This window comes from Sphingomonas sp. IC-56 (assembly GCF_021043375.1).
Taxonomy (GTDB): Bacteria; Pseudomonadota; Alphaproteobacteria; order Sphingomonadales; family Sphingomonadaceae; genus Sphingomonas.
Window position 1 is genome coordinate 282,158 of record NZ_JAJNDV010000001.1, and the last position, 18,017, is coordinate 300,174.

The window sequence follows — 18,017 nt, forward strand, 5'->3', positions numbered from 1 at the left end:
GGATATGCACCCAGCTATTGTCCAACGGCGCGTCCTGGGCAAGGACAGCCAATGGCCTTGCTTCGTTTCGGATTGATGTCGCTGCTGCTGGCGCTTGCCGCACTGCCCGCGGCCGCCCAGCCGGTGGGCAAGGGCCCGCATGTCCGCATCACCCTGCTGGCCGAAACCGATCGTCCCGCTGCGGGCAGCGAAGTAACGCTGGCCTTCGCTTCGGTCCCCGAAAAGGGCTGGCACGCTTATTGGCAGAATCCCGGCGATGCGGGCCTCCCGGCACGCTATGACTGGTCGCTGCCAGCGGACGTGACCACAGGCGATCCTCGCTATCCGGTGCCCCAGCGGCTGCTCATCTCCGGGCTGATGAACTATGTGTATGAAAAGCCCTTCGCGCCGCTGGTGACGCTGAAGCTGCCCCCGAACGTCAGCGGCACGCTGCCGATCCGGGTGAAGCTCGATTATCTGGTATGCACCGACGCGATCTGCGTGCCCGAACGCGCCGAGCTCACGACCACACTGACCGTGGGCGACGGCAGCATCACCGCCGACCGCCACGCACAGTTTGACGCCTGGCGCGCCGCCCTGCCCAAGCCGCTCGGCAGCACCGCGCGCTTCGAGGTCGAGGGCCAGAGCATCCGCCTTGCGATCCCCTACCCAGCGGGTGCGGCGCTTGGCGATGCCTATTTCTACCCGCTGACTCAGAACGCAATCGACTACGCCGCGCCCCAGACCGTCACCCGCGATGGCGACCGACTCGTTATCCAGACGGGTGCAAAAGGGCAGCCGGCAAAGCTGGAAGGGCTGCTCCAGGCGGGCGGGCGCGGACTGCTCGTCACTGCCGAGCCAGGCTCCGTCCCCGCTCCTGCGTCGCCGACCAGCGGCAGCGTGGCGACTGCCGCCCTCGCCTTCCTCGCCGCGATTCTGGGCGGGCTGATCCTCAACATCATGCCGTGCGTCTTCCCGATCCTCAGCTTGAAGGCGCTCAGCCTCGCCAAGGGCAACGGTGCCGACCCGCGCGGCGAGGCGCTGGCCTATACCGCCGGGGTAGTGCTGGTGTGCCTCGCGCTGGGCGGGGCCTTGCTCGCCCTCCGCGCCGGCGGAGCGGCCGCGGGCTGGGCGTTCCAGCTCCAGGACCCCCGCGTCATCCTGGTGCTGCTGTTGCTCACCACTGCAATCGCCCTCAACCTCGCTGGGCTTTTCGAAGTGAACGCACCCGGCCTCGCCAATCGCGCGGCGGCCAGTGGCCGGGGCGGCGCCTTCGCCACCGGCGCTCTCGCCGCGTTCGTCGCCACCCCCTGCGCCGGACCCTTCATGGCCTCGGCCCTTGGCGCCGCGCTGATCCTCCCCTGGCCCGCGGCGCTCGCGGTGTTTGCCGGCCTCGGCCTCGGCATCGCCCTCCCCTTCCTGCTGCTGGGCTTCGTGCCCGCACTCCGGCGCAGGCTCCCAAAGCCAGGCGCCTGGATGGCCACCTTCCGCCATCTGCTGTCGCTGCCGATGTTCCTAACCGCGCTCGCGCTCGCCTGGGTGCTCGGACGCCAGGCCGGGGTGAACGGCATGACCGTCGGCCTCGCCGCCGCGCTGCTCGCCGCCGTCGCGCTGTGGTGGGCGGGTATTCGCCAGCGTCGCGGCGCCTCCCGCGCCTGGCTGCCAGCCCTGCCGCTGCTGCTCCTCGCCTGCGCCAGCGCAGCCCTCGTGGGCCCCGCCCAGGCCGAGCAGCGCGCACCCTCGGGCGCCGAGCCCTTCAGCGAAGCGCGCCTTGCCCAGCTTCGCGCCGAGCGCCGCCCGGTCTTCGCCTATTTCACCGCCGACTGGTGCCTCAGCTGCAAGGTGAACGAGAAGGCGGTGATCGAGACCGACGCCGTGCGCAACGCCCTGCGCGACGGCAAGGTGGCGGTGCTGGTCGGCGACTGGACTAATGGCGACCCGACGCTTGGCCGCTTCATCGAACGGCACAATCGCGCCGGGGTGCCGCTCTACCTGTGGTACGCTCCGGGCCAGCATGCACCCCAGCTTCTGCCGCAAATCCTCAGCCGCGCGCAGCTCGTAGACCTCGCCCGCGCACGTTAATTCGCTTGTACGCTGTAATGGCGCGATGCAGCATGGAACTTGCAGGCACTTCAACGCTTGGAGCGCGAATGGGAACAATCGGGGCGTTCGACGAAATCTGGGGGCATGGCGGGCCAACGACACCGCGGCCTGAATTTGACGCGCTGTCGCGCTGGGTCGCCGACACGCCTCGCGACGAACTCCACCGCCGCCAGCAATCGGCCGAAGCCGCTTTCCGCCAGCTTGGCATCACCTTCGCCGTCTATGGCGACAATGACGCCGCCGAGCGGATCATCCCGTTCGACATCGTGCCGCGCATCTTCCTGCACCAGGAATGGGCCAGTCTCTCCGAAGGGCTGGTCCAGCGCGTTCAGGCAATCAACGCCTTCCTCGAAGACATTTATGGCGAGCGCCGCATCCTTGCCGAAGGGCTGATCCCGCCTGAACTCATCTTCCGCAACGACCAGTTCCGCCCCGAAGTCGCCGGCATCCGCCCGCCGCACGGCATATGGGCGCATATCTGCGGCATCGATCTGGTCCGCACGGGCCCCGACCAGTTCTTCGTGCTGGAGGACAATGCCCGCACGCCCTCGGGCGTCTCCTACATGCTGGAGAACCGTGAGGCGATGTTGCGCCTCTGCCCCGAACTGTTCCGCGAATTCCGCGTCGCCCCGGTCGACAGCTATCCCGATCGCCTGCTCGAAACGATGCGCTCGGTGGCCCCGGGCGGCAACGCCAACCCGGTCTGCGTCGTGCTGACCCCTGGCCACTTCAACTCGGCCTATTACGAACACAGCTTCCTTGCCGATTCCATGGGAATCGAACTGGTCGAGGCTGCCGACCTCGTGGTCGACGACGATTTCGTCTGGGTACAGACCGTCGGTGGCCGCGTGCGGGTGGACGTGATCTATCGTCGCATCGACGACGACTTTCTCGATCCGCTCACCTTCCGCCCCGATTCGATGCTGGGCGTTCCCGGCCTCATGGCCGCCTATCGCGCCGGCAATGTTGCGCTGATCAACGCGCCTGGCAACGGCATCGCCGACGACAAGGCGATCTACAGCTACATGCCGGAGATCGTCCGCTTCTACACCGGACAGGACGCCAAGCTGCCGAACGTCGAAACCTGGCGCTGCCGCGAGCCGCAGGCGCTGAAATACGTGCTCGACAATCTGCCCGATCTGGTCGTGAAGCTGGTCGACGGCTCGGGCGGCTACGGCATGCTGGTCGGCCCCACGGCCACGAAGCAGGAAATTGCCGACTTCCGCGCCGCGCTGATCGCCGAGCCGCACCGCTATATCGCCCAGCCAACGCTGGCGCTCTCCACCGTGCCGACGCTGGTCGAACAGGGCCTGGCGCCGCGCCATGTCGACTTCCGCCCCTTCGTGCTGACCGGCAGCGACGGCGTGCGCGTGGTCCCGGGCGGCCTCACCCGCGTGGCGCTACGCGAAGGTTCGCTGGTGGTAAACTCCAGCCAGGGCGGCGGCACCAAGGACAGCTTCGTGCTGCTGGAAGATGGCGCGCCCGGCCAGCGCCAATCGCAGTCGCAGTCGCAGCGTCAGGGAGTGTGAGCGCGCCATGCTGATGCTCTCCCGCACCGCCGCCGCGCTCTACTGGCTGGGCCGCTATGTCGAACGCGCGGACTTCATCGCCCGTCTGGTCGAAGCGACCATCCGCCTCGACGCGCTCTCCGCCCGCCCGGCCGGCGAGGCCGCGTGGCAAAGTGCGCTCGCGGTCAGCTACACCGACGAAGCCTTTGCCGCGACCGGGCGCGACCTGACCCAGGCCCATGTCGCGCATTTCCTGACGCTGGATACGGCCAATCCCGGCTCAATCATCCGCTGCCTGGAAATGGCGCGGAACAACGCGCGTGCTGTGCGCACCGCGCTGACCCGCGACGCATGGACCGCGATCAACCGCGCCTGGCTGCTGTTCCAACAGCGGCCGAGCACCGGCAGCGCCACCGAAACCTTGAACCTGGTCGAACAGATCAAGGGCGAGACCCGCGGCTTCGAAGGGTCGATCCACCGCATGATGCGGAACGAGGCGACCTGGCTGATCCAGCTCGGCGCAGCAGTGGAGCGCGCCGACAACACCGCGCGGCTGATCGACGTCAAATACCACCTGCTGCTGCCCCAGGGCGAACCGGTAGGCGGCGTCGTCGACCGTGATCAGTGGACCACAATCCTTCAGACCGTGTCCGCGGTGAACGCCTATCGCTGGCTCTACAAGGAAGGCCTGCAGCCCAGCAACGTGATTGACCTGCTGCTCAGCCGTACCGAACTGCCTCGCAGTCTCGCCGCGTGCGTCGAAGAGAGCGTAAGCATCCTCAGCCATCTCGCCAAGCGCACCGGCCTTCAGGGGGAAGCCGACCGCATGGCCCGCGCCCGCATGGCGCGCATGCAGAAAACCCGCGCCTCGGACGTCATTGTCAGCGGCCTCCACGAACATCTCACCGCCTTTATTCAGGAAAACGCGATGCTCGACGCCGCGATCAGCCGCCAGTTCCGGTTCATCTGATGCGCATCGCGATCGATCATCACACGCGCTATCGCTTTTCGAAGCCGCAGGACCGCATTGTCCAGATGCTGCGCCTGACTCCCCGCGACACGCGCGATCAGACGGTCGTTAGCTGGATGGTCAGCGTCGATTGCGACGCCCGGCTGCGCGAGGCCACTGATGGCTTCGGTAACGCTGTCACCATGCTCTATGCCGATGGTCCGCTCAAATCGCTCGACGTGCATGTCACGGGCGAGGTGCTGACCACCAATGCCGACGGCGTGGTCCATGGCTCCGCGGAACCGCTGCCGCCCCTCCTGTACCTCCGCGCGACCCCGCGTACCGCGCCGGGCGAGGGCCTCCCTGACTTCGCAGCGGACAGCGTCGCCGGCGCCGGCGACCGCCTGGACGCACTCCACCGCCTCAACCGCGCGCTCCACGCCCGCTTCCCCTGCGCCCCCGACGCCCCCGACAATCGCGCCTCCGCGGCCGAAGCCTTCGCCGCCGGCTCGGCAACGGCGCGCGACGTCGCGCAGATGTTCATTGCCGCCGCGCGTGGCCTGGAGATCCCGGCGCGCTATGTCTCGGGCTATCGCAGCGACAGCGTCGCCCACTCCGCGCCCCACGCCTGGGCCGAAGCGCATGTCGACGGCCTTGGCTGGGTGAGCTTCGATCCCGTGACCGGCCTGTCCCCCGACCATCATTATGTCCGGGTCGCGGTCGGGCTGGACGCGGCGGGTGCATCGGCAATCGCCGGAACCCGCGTGGGCCACGGCCTGGAACAGCTCGACGTCGACCTACACGTCGAACAACTCGGCACCGACGCCTAGGCGCCTAGCGCCGCGTCCTGAACCGCAGCACTGCCGCCTCGGCAGCTAGGCCGTTCGTGCCACGAAAGTTCCAGAAGCTGCCACCATTGAACCCAAGCGCGTAGGAACGCCCGGGCTCCACCCGGCAGTCCAATTCGAAGCTCTGCCCGTCCGCGAGTTGACGCGGCATGTTCGAACACGTCGGCGTCTCGCCACCGGCTACACGCACGAACGACCATCCATCGCTACGCATCGGCTGATCAAAGCGGACGCGGATGGTCACCGTTCCAGACGCGACCGTCGATCCGGTAGCCGGACTGACCGAGATCACTTTGGGCGCGACCACTGGCCGCGATTGCGGCGCGAGCAGCACGAGTGCCAGCGCAGTCGAGACAAATGCCAGCGCAGTCATCGTCATCCAATCCTTACGAAAGAAGCGTCTCGGGCTCCCCAAGGATATCGGCCCCAGCTCCGAAACCCCAATTTTCCTGTCACAATTTTCTTGTGGCTGCCGATTTACCAGCCGCGCCAACTCTCGGCTGCTCGCCACGCCGGTCTTCCGCCGCGCCTCGCGCAGCAGCTCATTGACAGCGTTGGTGCTCAAGTTCGTTGCCGTCGCGGCGCTCTTGACGGTGTGGCCTTCCGCCAGCAACAGCAATATCTGCCGCTCTCTAGCGTTCAGGCGGGAAAGGTCGACCATCGCCGCGCTGCGGCAATCAGGCCAGCGCGCGCGCCTTGGACGGCATCGGCATCGCGAAGGTCTCGTCCTCGTCGGTTAGGAGCGACCAGCCATTGGGACCCAGCACTTCGATCGGGCGGTAGCGGGTCTTGTACGCCATGCGCTCAGACCCTTTCACCCAATAGCCCAGATAGACATAGGGCAGCCCCGCGTCGCGGGCGCGCAGGATGTGGTCCAGGATGATGTAGTTGCCCATGCCGGGCCGCGTCTCGTCGTCGGCGACGAAGAAGCTGTAGATCATCGACAGCCCGTCCGCCTGGCGGTCGGTGATGCACGCCCCCACCAGCCGCCCGCGCACGCCATTCACGCTTGGCTCGCGATATTCGATGACATAGGAGCTGACCGGCGACTGCTCGACCATGTCGGCATAGTCGTTGTCGTCCATTGCTGCCATGCCGCCGCCGGGATGCCGCGCGTTCAGATAGCGGTGCAGCAGTTCATATTGCTCTTCGGTCGCCCAGGGCTTGCACGCGGTAACCTCCAGGTCGCCATAGCGCTTCAACAGCTTGCGCTGCGTGGCATTGGGCTGGAACTGGTCCGCCACCACCCGCACCGAGACGCAGGCGGTGCAATTGGCGCAGCTCGGCCGATAGGCGACCGACTGGCTGCGACGAAACCCGATCCGGCCCAGCGCGTCGTTCAGCTCGCCGGCATGCTGGCCGCTCAGCTCGGTGAAGATCTTCCGCTCCTGCCGCCCCGGCAGATAGGGGCAGGGCGACGGGCTGGTCACGAAGAATCGGGGGAAACGGGAAAGTGCAGTCACCGCCTGTTGGTCCTCGTTCCGGCCTCACCATCGGCCTTGCGAAACCGACTATGGAGTGCCGAAGCAATGATGAAAAGCGCCTTTACCATGAAAGAAAGTTAACGAAGGCACAGAGGCGAACCTAGCGAGAACAGCAGCTTAGGCGCCGGCGGCTGTCGCCGCCGAGCGCGCTTGTTAACCAGTTGCCGCGCGATACTCGCGCATGTTCCCGCCGAACGGACGCAAGCATACACCAGTGTCTCAACGTCGAGAATCCGCGCCCGCCTCAGCTCGGCGCGCCCCTGATTCGCTTCACCACATCGGCGGCGGCGAAGTTACGCCAGCTCCACCTGGCGCACTTCATATTGCGCGCGCCGCAGCGCGGTGATCAGACGATCCAGGTGATTGCGGTCGCGCGTCTCGCACTCGACGTCCAGCGTCAGCCCCTTGGCCGGCAGCGTCGTGAAGATCCGCTGATGGTACAGCTCCAGGATGTTGACGCCCTGTTCCTGGAAGATCTTGGCGACGTTAAACAACGCGCCCGGCCGATCCTGCAACCGCACGCTAAGCCGCGCCAGCCGCCCCGACCGCGCGAGATCGCGCAACAGCACATTGGCGAGCAGCCGCGTGTCGATATTGCCGCCGCACAGGATGGTGCCGACCGTGCGCCCCTTGAACCGCTCGGGCTCCGACAGCAACGCCGCCAGCCCCGCCGCGCCGGCGCCCTCGACAACCGTCTTCTCGATCTGCAGCAACAGGCTGACCGACTCCTCCAGCCGCCGCTCACCCACCAGCACGATATCGTCCACCAGCGCCTCGACGATCCCGGCGGTGATCCCGCCCGGATGCTTTACCGCGATGCCCTCCGCCAGCGTGTCGCCCGCACACGGCATCTCGGTATGATGGATGCGGTTGTACATCGACGGGAACAGCTCGGCCTGGACCCCGATCACTTCGACCGAGCGCCCCTCGGACTTCGCCACCACCGAAGATCCGGAGATCAGCCCGCCGCCGCCGATCGGCACCACCAGCATGTCGATCTCGGGCACATCCTCCAGCATCTCCAGCACGGCGGTGCCCTGCCCGGCGATCACGCGCGGGTCATCGAACGGGTGAATGAAGGTAAAGCCTTTCTCCGCCTCCAGCGTGCGCGAATGGGCATAGGCCGCGTCAAACGTCTCGCCGTGCAGGATCACGGTCGCGCCATGCCCCTCGGTCTGCGTCACCTTCACGATCGGTGTGTTCAGCGGCATCACGATGGTGCTCGGAATGCCCAGCCGCGTCGCATGATAGGCCAGCCCCTGCGCATGGTTGCCTGCAGACGCCGCGATCACGCCCTTGGCCCGCGCCGCCTCGTCCAGCTGCAACAGCGTGTTGAGCGCACCCCGCTCCTTGTAGGCGGCGGTGAACTGCAGATTCTCGAACTTCAGGTACACCGTCGCCCCGGTCAGCTGCGACAGCGTCTTGCTCACCAGCGTGGGCGTCCGCACAACCGATCCCGTAATTCGCGCCTGGGCCGCACGGACATCGTCGATCGATACGGGCAGGCGCGCAGGCGCCGGAACTGCTTTGGTGGCCATGGACCAAGGCGTAGACCATCTGGCGCAGCGGGGGAACAGGCCCTATGCGCTTGGCCCATGCTCAAGACGCCTCGCTTCGCCCGCCTGCTGACCCCGCTGCTCGCCGCCACGGCCCTGCTGTCCGCGCCTGCCGCGCTGGCCGACGGGCTGGTTGACAATGTGAACGGCATCACGCTGGGTACGCGCGGCGAAGTGGTCCGCTTCTCGGCCATGCAGATCGACCGCAGCGGCAAGGTCGTGCGCCTGTTCTCGGGCAAGGAAAAGCGCCCGCGCAAGCTGGAATGGCGCACCGATATGGGCGGTCGCACGCTCGTGCCCGGCATGATCGATGCGCACGGCCATGTCATGGGCCTGGGCTCGCAGCTCCTCCTGCTCGACCTGTCGCAGACGCGCTCGCTGGACGAGGCGCTGGAAAAGATCCGCAGCTATGCCGCGGCAAACCCGAACAAGTGGATCGTGGGCAGCGGCTGGAACCAGGAGCGCTGGGGCCTTGGCCGCTTTCCCACCGCCGCTGATCTCGACCGCGCCGTCAGCGACCGCCCGGTCTGGCTTGAGCGCGTTGACGGCCATGCCGGCTGGGCCAACACCCGCGCGCTTGCCGCGGCCGGCATCACCGCCGCCACTAAGGATCCCAGCGGCGGCCGTATCGAGCGTGCAGCCGGCGGCGCCCCCGCGGGCGTGCTGGTCGATGCCGCCCGCACGCTGGTCGAAAAGGTCATTCCCCAGCCCACCCCGCGTGAGCGCAACGCCGCCTTCCTAGCCGCGCAGGACAAGCTCCTGTCGCTCGGCGTGACCGCCACGGCGGACATGGGCACCACGATCGAGGATTGGCTCACCTATCGCCGCATCGGCGACATGAACCTGCTCAAGCTGCGCATCATGAGCTACGCGCACGGCGTCGACACCGCACTCACCGTGGCGGGTCAGGGTCCCACCCCCTGGCTCTATGGCGACCGGCTGCGCATGGGCGGGATCAAGATCTATGACGATGGCGCGCTGGGCAGCCGCGGCGCCTGGCTGAAGGCACCCTATGCCGACGCGCCGAATGAAAAGGGGCTCGGCTTCCTGTCCGACGACCAGCTGCTCAACATGATGACCCGCGGCTCGATGGACGGCTTCCAGATCGCCGTGCACGCGATCGGCGACCGGGCCAATCAGCAGGCGCTGGATGCGATCGAAGTGCTCGCCGACACCTACAAGGACGATCGCCGCTGGCGCATCGAACACGCCCAGATCGTCGATCCCAAGGATCTGCCGCGCTTCGGCAAGTACGGCATCATCGCCTCGATGCAGCCGGTGCACCAGACCTCCGACCGCACCATGGCAGAGGCCCGCCTGGGCGAAGGGCGGCTGAACGGCGCCTATGCCTGGCGTTCGATCCTGCAATTGGGCGGCCGGCTCGCCTTCGGCTCCGACTTCCCGGTGGAAAGCCCCGATCCCTGGGCCGGCTGGGCCGCGTCTTTCACGCGTCAGGACCCGCAGGGCCAGCCCCCCGGCGGCTGGCGCATGCAGGATGCGGTGACCCGCGAACAGGGCTGGGCCGGCTTCACCACCGGGGCCGCCTATGCCGGCTTTGCCGAAACCAAGATCGGCCGGCTGACGCCTGGCCTCCTCGCCGACTTCCTGATCGTCGACCGCGATCCGCTGACCGCACAGCCCAACGAACTGCGCGCGACCAAGGTGCTCGAAACCTGGGTCGGAGGATATAAGGCATGGCCCGCCAAATAGGGGCGCTGCTGCTGGCCGGCGCCAATTGGCCCGACCGGCTGCTCGCCTGTATCGGTGCCCTGATCGGCATCACCGTCACTGCCGTGATCGGCGGGCTGTTACCCCCCGCCGCCGCGCCCTTCCTGGTCGCGCCGATGGGCGCCTCGGCAGTGCTGGTCTATGCCGTGCCCGCCAGCCCGCTCGCCCAGCCCTGGCCCGTGCTCGGCGGCAACATGTTGTCGGTCTCGGTCGGCCTGATCTGCGCCGTGCTGCTCGGCCATGGCGCGCTCGCCGCAGGCGTGGCGGTCAGCCTCGCCATCCTGCTCATGTCGCTGCTGCGCTGCCTCCACCCGCCCGGCGGCGCGTGTGCGCTGCTGCCGGTGCTCGGCGGCCCCGCCATCGCGGCAAAGGGCCTCGGCTTCGCGCTGCTGCCCGTCGGCCTCAATGCCGCCGTGCTGGTCGGTGTCGGCCTCGCCTATCACCGCTTCTCGCGCCACAGCTATCCGCACAAGGCAACGCCCGCCGCCCCGATTTCCAGCCTGCTGCGCGCCGACATCGACGCTGCCTTGGCCGAAGCGCACGAAAGCTTCGACATCGCCAGCGAAGACCTTGCCGCCCTGCTCGACCGCGCCGAAGCGCATGCCCAGGCACGCCGCCGCTAACACCCGCTAGACCCGCCAGCCTGCCCGTGGCGCAGGGGCAGATCAGGCCGCGATATCGGCTTCCGTAGCTACGAAGGGCGCGACCACACGCACCGCCCGCTCGACATAAAGCGCCTTTTCACCAACCGGCGCGACATAGTGCATCGCGTCTTCGGCATCGCGCATCGATGCGCCCCGGGCGATCATCCAGGTGGCAAGATATTGCGAGGCCAGGCATCCTCCGGCGGTGGCTACATTGCCATGCGCCACGAACGGCGCCTCCACCACCTGCACCCCCGCTTCGATCACCCATGGCTTGGTCGTCAGATCGGTGCAGGCGGGAAGATCGCCGATCAGCCCCAGCTTCGCGAGCAGCAGCGTCCCGGAACATTGCGCGCCGATCAGCTGGCGCCCAGGGTCCAAGTTAATCCCCGATAGCAGCGCCGTGTCGGCGGCGATCTCGCGTGTCCTGATGCCGCTGCCGACCAGCACGGCATCGGCTTCCCCCGCGAACGCCAGCGGCTTCTGGCGCTGAACGGTAACGCCGTTCATGGAAGTTACCTGATCGGTGGGTGACGTGATGTACGCCGCCCATCCCTTGTCCTTCATTCGATTCAGGATCGCTGCCGCGACGAACGAATCCAGTTCGTTGAACCCTTCAAAGGTCAGAACCGCGATCTGCATCTACGCTTATTCCTGTACGTTGGACGTCCCGTCTGAGGTGGCGCCGCGCCGCTTCTGAAGCAGTCCCACGCCGATCATCGCCAGGAAGCCCAGCGGAAACCAGAGCCCCGGATTACCGGCGATGATGCCGATGAACCAGAAGAGGATCAGCGCGCCAACAGGTGTGAACTTCGTCATGGCGAGAGGCTATGACGCGCAAGCCAGGCGAGCAAGAGGCTTAACAGCGAGTTTCCCGGCGGCCTCAACCCCTCTCCGTCACCCCGGCCTTGGCCGGGGTCCCGCTTCTTCTTCTGCAGTTCCCCGGCGGAGGCCGGGGCCCAGCTGCAACAAAGCCGCTGGTGCAGCCCACCCTCGCGACCACCTCGGCAACTGGGCCCCGGCCTCCGCCGGGGAACTGCCAGCACCGCGCTCAACCCTCGCACCCGCCTCGTCCATGGGCTCCGAGTCCACCGAACACTCAAATCCGAAACAACAAGGGCCGCGGCTCTTTCGAACCGCGGCCCCTTACAGCCCCCGCTGTGTTGCAATCAGGCGACCGCCGAAACGTCCGCTTCGGCGCCGTCCAGCTCGCGCAGCACATAGCCACGGCCCCAGACGGTCTCGATATAATTCTCGCCGTCGGTCGCCATGCTCAGCTTCTTGCGCAGCTTGCAGATGAAGACGTCGATGATCTTGAGTTCGGGCTCGTCCATACCGCCATAGAGATGGTTGAGGAACATCTCCTTGGTCAGCGTCGTGCCCTTGCGGAGCGACAGCAGCTCCAGCATCGCATATTCCTTACCGGTCAGGTGCACGCGCGCGCCGTCGACTTCGACCGTCTTGGCGTCCAGGTTCACCGCCAGCTTGCCGGTGCGGATGACCGACTGCGAATGGCCCTTCGAGCGGCGGACGACTGCGTGGATGCGCGCCACCAGCTCCTCGCGGTGGAACGGCTTGGTGACGTAGTCGTCGGCACCAAAGCCGAACGAGCGCACCTTGGAATCCATTTCGTTGACGCCCGACAGGATCAGCACCGGCGTCTGCACGCGGGCGACCCGCACCTTCTTCAGCACGTCGTATCCGTGCATGTCAGGCAGGTTCAGGTCGAGCAGGATGATATCGTAGTCATAGAGCTTGGCAAGATCCAAGCCCTCTTCGCCCAGGTCCGTCGTGTAGACGTTGAAGCCTTCTGCGCCGAGCATCAGCTCGATTGCCTTTGCAGTGCTAGGCTCGTCTTCGATCAGCAGCACGCGCATTGCCGTTTCCCCTGTCCTCAGACGCGTGGAGCCCCGCTGGCCGACGCGTTGGACGATTTCATTAACCTAAGCACCTCTGAAGGCAAAAGGTTAATTTCCGCCTAACCGCGCATGTTCATGGGTTTAGGGATTGCCCTTAAGGGTGCACGCAAAGGCGTTACCGACCCGTTACGCCGCATCCACGCACATGCGTTTGAGCCGATCCGACAGGAATTCGATCAGCGCCTCCACCCGCGCCGGGCGCAGCGTTCCCGGCGGCGTCAACAGGTGCAGCCCGGCCGCGCCGCCCGACCAGTCGTTCAGCACCACCTCCAGCCGCCCGGCCGCGACATGCTTGTCCACCAGGAAGTCGGGCAGCCGCGCCACGCCCAATCCCGCGCACAGCGCCGGCAGCATCGCCTCGCCATTGTCGGTGCGGATGGGACCGTCGACGCGCACCGCCGCCTCCTCGCCGCCCGCCTTGCGGAACCGCCACATCTCGGGTGAGGCGGTGTTGGTGTAGATGAAGCACGCATGCGTCGCGAGTTCGGCGGGGTGACGCGGCCTGCCGGCCCGGTCGAAATAGCCCGGAGCGCCGACCACATAAGTCGTGACCGGCCCAAGCCGCCGCGCGCGCAGCGAACTGTCGGGCAGCTCGGCGATGCGGATCGCCACGTCGATACCCTCGCCGACAATGTCGACGAACGCGTCGGACAACCGCAGGTCGATTCGTATGCCGGGGTGCATCTCCATGAACTCGGCCAGCGTCGGCGCCAGATGGCTGATACCGAAGGTCAACGGCGCCGCGAGTCGCACTACGCCCGCAGGCGCGCTGGCGGATTCAAACGCGGCTTCTTCCGCCGCCTCGCCTTCGGACAGGATGCGCTGCGCTCGCTCGGCTAGCCCCCGCCCGCTATCGGTCAGCGTCAGCCGCCGCGAGGTGCGATGGAACAGCGCCGTGCCCAGCCGCTGCTCCAGCCGGGTGATCGCCTTGGAAATCGTCGCCTTGGAGACCCCCAGCGCCTCCGCCGCACCCGAGAAGGAGCGATGCTCCACCACCGCGGCGAAGATCGCCCATGCTTCGAAATCAGGCAGCTTCATGGGTGCCGCCGGTATCACGGAAACGATCGGTTTCCAACGTTTCCATTTCGGCACCCCTGCCTCGCACCTATGTCTTGGGCCTCTACGGGACACTCAACATGATCGACAAACGCCCATTCGAAAGCCTCGGACACGCCGATCACGGCTGGCTCAAGGCGCGCCATCATTTCAGCTTCGCCAGCTATTACGACGATGCCCGCATGGGCTGGGGCGCGCTGCGCGTGTGGAACGATGACGAGATCGCCGCTAATTCCGGCTTCCCGCCCCACCCCCACCAGGACATGGAGATCATCACCTATGTCCGCTCTGGCGCCATCACGCACCAGGACTCGATGGGCAACAAGGGCCGCACCGGCGCCGGCGACGTCCAGGTGATGAGCGCCGGCAGCGGCGTGCGTCACGCCGAATATAATCTCGAGCCTGAGACGACACGCATCTTCCAGATCTGGATCCAGCCCCGCACCCGCGGCGGTCAGCCCAGCTGGGGCGCCAAGCCCTTTCCCAAGGGGGACCGTTCCGGCCGCTTCGTCACACTGGCCTCCGGCTTTGCCGAAGACAGCGAAGCCCTGCCGATCCGCGCCGACGCTCGCGTCCTTGGCGCGACGCTGAAGGCTGGCGAGAGCGTCACTTACACTGTCGGCGACAACCGCCACGCCTATCTCGTCCCCGCCACCGGCGCGATCGAGATCGACGGTGAGCGCGTCCAGGCCCGTGACGGCGCGGCACTCACGGGCGGCCAGACGATCACCATTACCGCACGCGAAGACGCCGAGATCGTTCTCGTCGACAGCGAGTGAACCGGAACCACAAGGGAGCAGCCAGCATGTCCAAGATCCTCGTTCTTTACTATTCGTCCTACGGCCACCTGGCGAAGATGGCCGACGCCGTCGCGGAAGGCGCCCGCAGCGCCGGTGCGCAGGTCGATGTCCGCCGCGTCGCTGAAACGGCGCCTGCCGAAGTCGCAGCGGCGGCAGGCTTCGTCGCCGACCAGAGCCACCCGGTGCTCGACGACGTCAACGAACTCGCCAACTATGACGGCATCATTGTCGGCTCCCCCACGCGCTTCGGGCGCATGTCGAGCCAGATGGTCAGTTTCTGGGACAAGGCCGGCGGCGTGTGGTTCCAGGGTAAGCTCAACGGCAAGGTCGGCGGCGCTTTCACCTCCACCGCCAGCCAGCATGGCGGCCAGGAAACGACGCTCTTCTCGATTATCACCAACCTGCTGCACTTCGGCCTGACCATCGTTGGCCTGGATTATGGCTTTGCAGGCCAGAACGGCGTGGACGAAGTGAAGGGCGGCTCGCCCTATGGCGCTACGACCATCGCGGGTGCTGATGGCAGCCGCTTGCCGAGCGAAGTCGAGCTCGAAGGCGCCCGCTATCAGGGCCATCGTATTGCCGAGGTCGCGAACAAGCTCGCCGCGTGATCCCCGACGCGCGAGGCTGAAACCGCGCGATCCCCTCCTCCCGCTCGGTTTCACACATGCGGCGGCCGGTTGCCCTACCGGCCGCCGCTTTTCGTTTGGACACATCGCGCTATATGCCGGTCCATGTTCCAGGACCGTGTACTCTTCATCGACGGCGAAGCGATCGTGATCGACAAGCCCGCGGGCCTGCCCGTCGACCGCCCGCGCGACCGCTCGCTTAGCCTTGAGGATCAGCTGCATCATCTGACCTTCGGCTTCCGCCGCAACCCGGTGCCGATGCACCGCCTGGATCGCGACACCAGTGGCTGCCTGCTGCTCGCCCGCAATCCCAAGGCGATGAAGCGCTTCGCTCAGGCGTTCGAGACCGGCATCGTGCAGAAGCGCTATCTTGCCATCCTAGACGGCGTGCCTGAGGGCGAAGGCGGCATGATCGACCTGCCGCTCGCCAAGATCTCCAGTGCCGAGAATGGCTGGCGTATGCGCGGCGACCCCAAGGGCAAGCCCGCCCGCACCCGCTGGGAAGTTCTTGAAGCCCGTAGCGGCCGCGCCCTGCTCGCCTTCTATCCCGAGACTGGCCGCACCCATCAGATCCGCATCCACGCCGCAGAAGGGCTCGGCATCCCGATCACCGGCGATCCGGTCTATGGCGCCGGCGGCCCGGCCGTCATGCTGCATGCCGAAGGGCTGACTATCCCGCGCGAGGGCAAGCCACCGGTCGAGGCGCATGCCCCTTTGCCAGTCCGCTTCCACAATCTCGGCTTTGGCCGTGACTGAGATCCCGGAGGAAGCGATTGTCGAGGAACGCTTCCTCGCCGCTTCCGGCCCCGGCGGCCAGAATGTCAACAAGGTCGCAACCGCCGTCCAGCTGCGCGTGAACGTCTACAAGCTCGGCCTCCCGCTCTACGCCTATCAAAAGCTCAAGCAGCTGGCGGGCTCGAAGATGACGCTGAATGGCGAACTGGTCATCACCGCGCGCAAGTTCCGCACCCAGGACGCGAACCGCACCGACGCGCGCGAGCGGCTGGCCGAACTCGTCACCGAGTCGTTCCAGCGCGATGCCCGGCGCATCAAGACCAAGCCTAGCAAGAACGCCAAGGCCCGCCGTGTGGATGAAAAGAAGGGCCGCAGCGCCGTAAAGGCCGGGCGGGGCAAGGTCCGGATCGACTGACGCCTCTCGCACTGCGGCGGCGGATCGCCTACATCGCGGCCCATGTACGCTTTCGATATTGCCGCGGGCTCCAAGTCCGAACTCTACCGCGACCTCGCCGCCGCGCTCGACTCGCTCACCGCCGACGAGCCCGACGCCATCGCCAACATGGCCAACGTGTCGGCGCTGATCTGGCAGTATCTGCCCGACCTCAACTGGGCCGGCTTCTACCGCAACGTCGCCGACGAGCTCGTGCTCGGTCCCTTCCAGGGCAAGGCCGCGTGTATCCGCATTCTCTTTGGCAAGGGCGTGTGCGGCGCCGCCGCCATCACCCGCGAGACCCAGCTGGTCGAGGATGTCCACGCCTTCCCCGGCCACATCGCCTGCGACGCAGCGAGCCGCTCCGAGCTTGTCGTGCCGATTGTTCACCAGGGCGAGCTGCTGGGCGTGCTCGACCTCGACAGCCCGATCCCGTCGCGCTTCGACGCAGGCGACGCCGCCGGCTGCGAAGCACTGGTACGCATCCTCGCCCCGCGTCTTTCGGGACGCTGACCCGCATTGGGACATCGTTAACCAAGTCTCGTGGATTTCTTCACGGAAGCGTAAAGGTTACTGCATCGTTAAACGAGTCTGACGACTTGCATACGAAGGAGTAGACCGAGGTGCGCAATCTTTGGTTGGCGACGGCAGCTATGGCGGGTCTGGCATGCGCCACCCCCGCAACGGCACAGCGGGTGTGGCAGAATGGCCGCTGGGTAGTGATGCCCAAGGGCACGCCGCATCATGTCGGCCCAATCAAGCCGCACCGCTGGGGCAAGCCGGTCAATGGCCGCTGGAGCGCCGGCTGGCAGGCGCCGGGCGGCTGGAACAGCTATCGCCGTCTTCATCGCGGCGCGGTGCTGCCGTCCTACTGGATGGGCACCGGCTTCCGCGTACCCGACTATCTCAGCTTCGGCCTCGCCGCTCCGCCCCAGGGCTATCACTGGGTCCGCTATTATAACGATGCGGTACTGGTCGACGGCCGCGGCCAGGTTTGGGATGCGCGCGACGGCATCAACTGGGCCGATGGCACCAGTTATTCGTCCAGCTATGGCTATGCCGGCGGTTCTTATTCGAACGGCTATGCCGATGCGGGCGCCAGCTATGCCGCGCCGCGGCTCGAAGCCGACGACTATTATGACGACGTGCCGGTAGCGCCCGACGTCCCGTCCCCCCCGCCCGGCGCCGGCTATGACGCGCCGATCCCCGCGCCCTATGGCGCCTACCCCGCCGCACCGCTGCCGCCCGCGCCGCCGGTGCATGTCCAGACCTATCCCGCCCCCGTGCCGCCCGTGCAGGTTCAGACCTACACCGCACCCTGCACTCAGGTCTGCGGCGGCGCATATCAGGGCGGCGCCTTCTACGGCGGCAGCGCCTATGCTTCGGGCTATTATGCCAGCGGCGCTACAACCACGGTAGTAATCACCCCCGCGCCGATCGTTACCACCACCACGGTGGTGGAAGAACGCATCATTGAGGACCGCGTGGTCGTCACCCCCAAGCGCACCCTGCGCAAGAAGATGCTCCGCCGCGCCCCAAGCTGCCGCTGCTGAGGTAAGGCCAAACCTGTTCCCCGGCGAAGGCCGGGGCCCAGTTGCAAGCGGCCCGAAACGACTGACCGCACTCTCAACTTCATCGAAACTGGACCC

General features: G+C 66.7%; 19 protein-coding genes and 1 pseudogene. 12 read left to right on the forward strand and 8 right to left on the reverse strand.

From position 1 onward, the window contains the following. Positions 1-51 precede the first annotated feature (51 nt). From LQ953_RS01520 to LQ953_RS01535, 4 genes are all read left to right on the forward strand, one after another. Positions 52-2,061, forward strand: coding sequence for a protein-disulfide reductase DsbD family protein (locus tag LQ953_RS01520; protein WP_231028676.1), 2,010 nt, complete (start codon positions 52-54; stop codon positions 2,059-2,061). 68 nt (positions 2,062-2,129) lie between these two features. After that, positions 2,130-3,611 carry a circularly permuted type 2 ATP-grasp protein gene (locus LQ953_RS01525; RefSeq protein WP_231028677.1) on the forward strand — a complete coding sequence of 494 codons (1,482 nt, stop codon included), beginning with the start codon at positions 2,130-2,132 and terminating at the stop codon, positions 3,609-3,611. Between the two features lie 13 nt (positions 3,612-3,624). Next, positions 3,625-4,560: an alpha-E domain-containing protein gene (locus LQ953_RS01530; protein ID WP_231029226.1), complete on the forward strand. Its 936-nt coding sequence runs from the start codon at positions 3,625-3,627 to the stop codon at positions 4,558-4,560. Continuing rightward, positions 4,560-5,369: a transglutaminase family protein gene (locus LQ953_RS01535; protein ID WP_231028678.1), complete on the forward strand. Its 810-nt coding sequence runs from the start codon at positions 4,560-4,562 to the stop codon at positions 5,367-5,369. Before LQ953_RS01530 ends, LQ953_RS01535 begins: the two co-directional genes overlap by 1 nt. Before the next feature lie 4 nt (positions 5,370-5,373). Here LQ953_RS01535 and LQ953_RS01540 read toward each other — a convergent pair whose 3' ends face one another. From LQ953_RS01540 to LQ953_RS01555, 4 genes and pseudogenes are all read right to left on the reverse strand, one after another. Then, the gene (locus LQ953_RS01540) at positions 5,374-5,766 is read right to left on the reverse strand and encodes an Ig-like domain-containing protein (protein WP_231029227.1); all 393 of its coding nucleotides are present in this window, start codon (positions 5,764-5,766) and stop codon (positions 5,374-5,376) included. Positions 5,767-5,880: 114 nt separating this feature from the next. After that, positions 5,881-6,048, reverse strand: a pseudogene (locus LQ953_RS01545) (sigma factor-like helix-turn-helix DNA-binding protein); the annotation flags it as partial. 16 nt (positions 6,049-6,064) lie between these two features. Further along, positions 6,065-6,850 carry an arginyltransferase gene (locus LQ953_RS01550; protein WP_231028679.1) on the reverse strand — a complete coding sequence of 262 codons (786 nt, stop codon included), beginning with the start codon at positions 6,848-6,850 and terminating at the stop codon, positions 6,065-6,067. 314 nt (positions 6,851-7,164) lie between these two features. Further along, positions 7,165-8,409: a threonine ammonia-lyase gene (locus LQ953_RS01555; protein ID WP_231028680.1), complete on the reverse strand. Its 1,245-nt coding sequence runs from the start codon at positions 8,407-8,409 to the stop codon at positions 7,165-7,167. A 57-nt stretch (positions 8,410-8,466) separates the two neighbouring features. Here LQ953_RS01555 and LQ953_RS01560 point away from each other — a divergent pair, with 57 nt between their 5' ends. Together LQ953_RS01560 and LQ953_RS01565 are read left to right on the forward strand one after the other, a co-directional pair. Continuing rightward, complete coding sequence (locus LQ953_RS01560) at positions 8,467-10,137, forward strand: amidohydrolase (RefSeq protein WP_231028681.1); 1,671 nt, start codon at positions 8,467-8,469, stop codon at positions 10,135-10,137. Then, positions 10,122-10,778 (forward strand): HPP family protein, encoded by a 657-nt coding sequence (locus LQ953_RS01565; protein ID WP_231028682.1) that lies wholly within the window; start codon positions 10,122-10,124, stop codon positions 10,776-10,778. Before LQ953_RS01560 ends, LQ953_RS01565 begins: the two co-directional genes overlap by 16 nt. Positions 10,779-10,820: 42 nt before the next feature. Here the strand turns inward: LQ953_RS01565 and LQ953_RS01570 are convergent, their stop codons facing one another. The 4 genes from LQ953_RS01570 to LQ953_RS01585 all read right to left on the reverse strand — a co-directional run bounded on the left by LQ953_RS01570 (position 10,821) and on the right by LQ953_RS01585 (position 13,756). Further along, the gene (locus LQ953_RS01570; protein WP_231028683.1) at positions 10,821-11,441 is read right to left on the reverse strand and encodes a DJ-1/PfpI family protein; all 621 of its coding nucleotides are present in this window, start codon (positions 11,439-11,441) and stop codon (positions 10,821-10,823) included. 6 nt (positions 11,442-11,447) lie between these two features. Then, the gene (locus LQ953_RS01575; RefSeq protein WP_231028684.1) at positions 11,448-11,618 is read right to left on the reverse strand and encodes a hypothetical protein; all 171 of its coding nucleotides are present in this window, start codon (positions 11,616-11,618) and stop codon (positions 11,448-11,450) included. Positions 11,619-11,968: 350 nt separating this feature from the next. Then, a complete protein-coding gene (gene ctrA, locus LQ953_RS01580; RefSeq protein ID WP_231028685.1) occupies positions 11,969-12,676 on the reverse strand; it encodes a response regulator transcription factor CtrA in 708 nt (235 codons plus the stop codon). Between the two features lie 168 nt (positions 12,677-12,844). Then, complete coding sequence (locus LQ953_RS01585) at positions 12,845-13,756, reverse strand: LysR family transcriptional regulator (protein WP_231028686.1); 912 nt, start codon at positions 13,754-13,756, stop codon at positions 12,845-12,847. Between the two features lie 98 nt (positions 13,757-13,854). On the opposite strand from LQ953_RS01585, the gene LQ953_RS01590 reads away from it, so the two are divergent. From LQ953_RS01590 to LQ953_RS01615, 6 genes are all read left to right on the forward strand, one after another. Continuing rightward, complete coding sequence (locus LQ953_RS01590) at positions 13,855-14,553, forward strand: pirin family protein (protein ID WP_231028687.1); 699 nt, start codon at positions 13,855-13,857, stop codon at positions 14,551-14,553. Between the two features lie 26 nt (positions 14,554-14,579). After that, positions 14,580-15,182, forward strand: coding sequence for an NAD(P)H:quinone oxidoreductase (gene wrbA, locus LQ953_RS01595; protein ID WP_231028688.1), 603 nt, complete (start codon positions 14,580-14,582; stop codon positions 15,180-15,182). 123 nt (positions 15,183-15,305) lie between these two features. Continuing rightward, positions 15,306-15,956, forward strand: coding sequence for an RluA family pseudouridine synthase (locus LQ953_RS01600; RefSeq protein WP_231028689.1), 651 nt, complete (start codon positions 15,306-15,308; stop codon positions 15,954-15,956). Beyond that, the gene (gene arfB, locus LQ953_RS01605; RefSeq protein ID WP_231028690.1) at positions 15,949-16,350 is read left to right on the forward strand and encodes an alternative ribosome rescue aminoacyl-tRNA hydrolase ArfB; all 402 of its coding nucleotides are present in this window, start codon (positions 15,949-15,951) and stop codon (positions 16,348-16,350) included. The genes LQ953_RS01600 and arfB overlap by 8 nt, the downstream gene beginning before the upstream one ends. Positions 16,351-16,392: 42 nt before the next feature. Next, on the forward strand, positions 16,393-16,881 hold the full coding sequence (locus tag LQ953_RS01610) for a GAF domain-containing protein (protein ID WP_231028691.1): 489 nt from the start codon (positions 16,393-16,395) through the stop codon (positions 16,879-16,881). Positions 16,882-16,991: 110 nt separating this feature from the next. Further along, a complete protein-coding gene (locus LQ953_RS01615; RefSeq protein ID WP_231028692.1) occupies positions 16,992-17,921 on the forward strand; it encodes an RcnB family protein in 930 nt (309 codons plus the stop codon). Positions 17,922-18,017 lie beyond the last annotated feature (96 nt).

Bases quoted from the DNA above. Each gene is read 5' to 3' on its own strand.
- LQ953_RS01525 (WP_231028677.1), top strand. From the start codon at position 2,130: ATGGGAACAATCGGGGCGTTCGACGAAATCTGGGGGCATGGCGGGCCA.
- LQ953_RS01520 (WP_231028676.1), top strand. From the start codon at position 52: ATGGCCTTGCTTCGTTTCGGATTGATGTCGCTGCTGCTGGCGCTTGCC.
- LQ953_RS01610 (WP_231028691.1), top strand. From the start codon at position 16,393: ATGTACGCTTTCGATATTGCCGCGGGCTCCAAGTCCGAACTCTACCGC.
- LQ953_RS01585 (WP_231028686.1), bottom strand. From the start codon at position 13,756: ATGAAGCTGCCTGATTTCGAAGCATGGGCGATCTTCGCCGCGGTGGTG.
- LQ953_RS01555 (WP_231028680.1), bottom strand. From the start codon at position 8,409: ATGGCCACCAAAGCAGTTCCGGCGCCTGCGCGCCTGCCCGTATCGATC.
- LQ953_RS01535 (WP_231028678.1), top strand. From the start codon at position 4,560: ATGCGCATCGCGATCGATCATCACACGCGCTATCGCTTTTCGAAGCCG.
- wrbA (WP_231028688.1), top strand. From the start codon at position 14,580: ATGTCCAAGATCCTCGTTCTTTACTATTCGTCCTACGGCCACCTGGCG.
- LQ953_RS01600 (WP_231028689.1), top strand. From the start codon at position 15,306: ATGTTCCAGGACCGTGTACTCTTCATCGACGGCGAAGCGATCGTGATC.
- LQ953_RS01590 (WP_231028687.1), top strand. From the start codon at position 13,855: ATGATCGACAAACGCCCATTCGAAAGCCTCGGACACGCCGATCACGGC.
- LQ953_RS01575 (WP_231028684.1), bottom strand. From the start codon at position 11,618: ATGACGAAGTTCACACCTGTTGGCGCGCTGATCCTCTTCTGGTTCATC.
- LQ953_RS01560 (WP_231028681.1), top strand. From the start codon at position 8,467: ATGCTCAAGACGCCTCGCTTCGCCCGCCTGCTGACCCCGCTGCTCGCC.
- LQ953_RS01530 (WP_231029226.1), top strand. From the start codon at position 3,625: ATGCTCTCCCGCACCGCCGCCGCGCTCTACTGGCTGGGCCGCTATGTC.
- LQ953_RS01540 (WP_231029227.1), bottom strand. From the start codon at position 5,766: ATGACGATGACTGCGCTGGCATTTGTCTCGACTGCGCTGGCACTCGTG.
- LQ953_RS01565 (WP_231028682.1), top strand. From the start codon at position 10,122: ATGGCCCGCCAAATAGGGGCGCTGCTGCTGGCCGGCGCCAATTGGCCC.
- LQ953_RS01570 (WP_231028683.1), bottom strand. From the start codon at position 11,441: ATGCAGATCGCGGTTCTGACCTTTGAAGGGTTCAACGAACTGGATTCG.
- ctrA (WP_231028685.1), bottom strand. From the start codon at position 12,676: ATGCGCGTGCTGCTGATCGAAGACGAGCCTAGCACTGCAAAGGCAATC.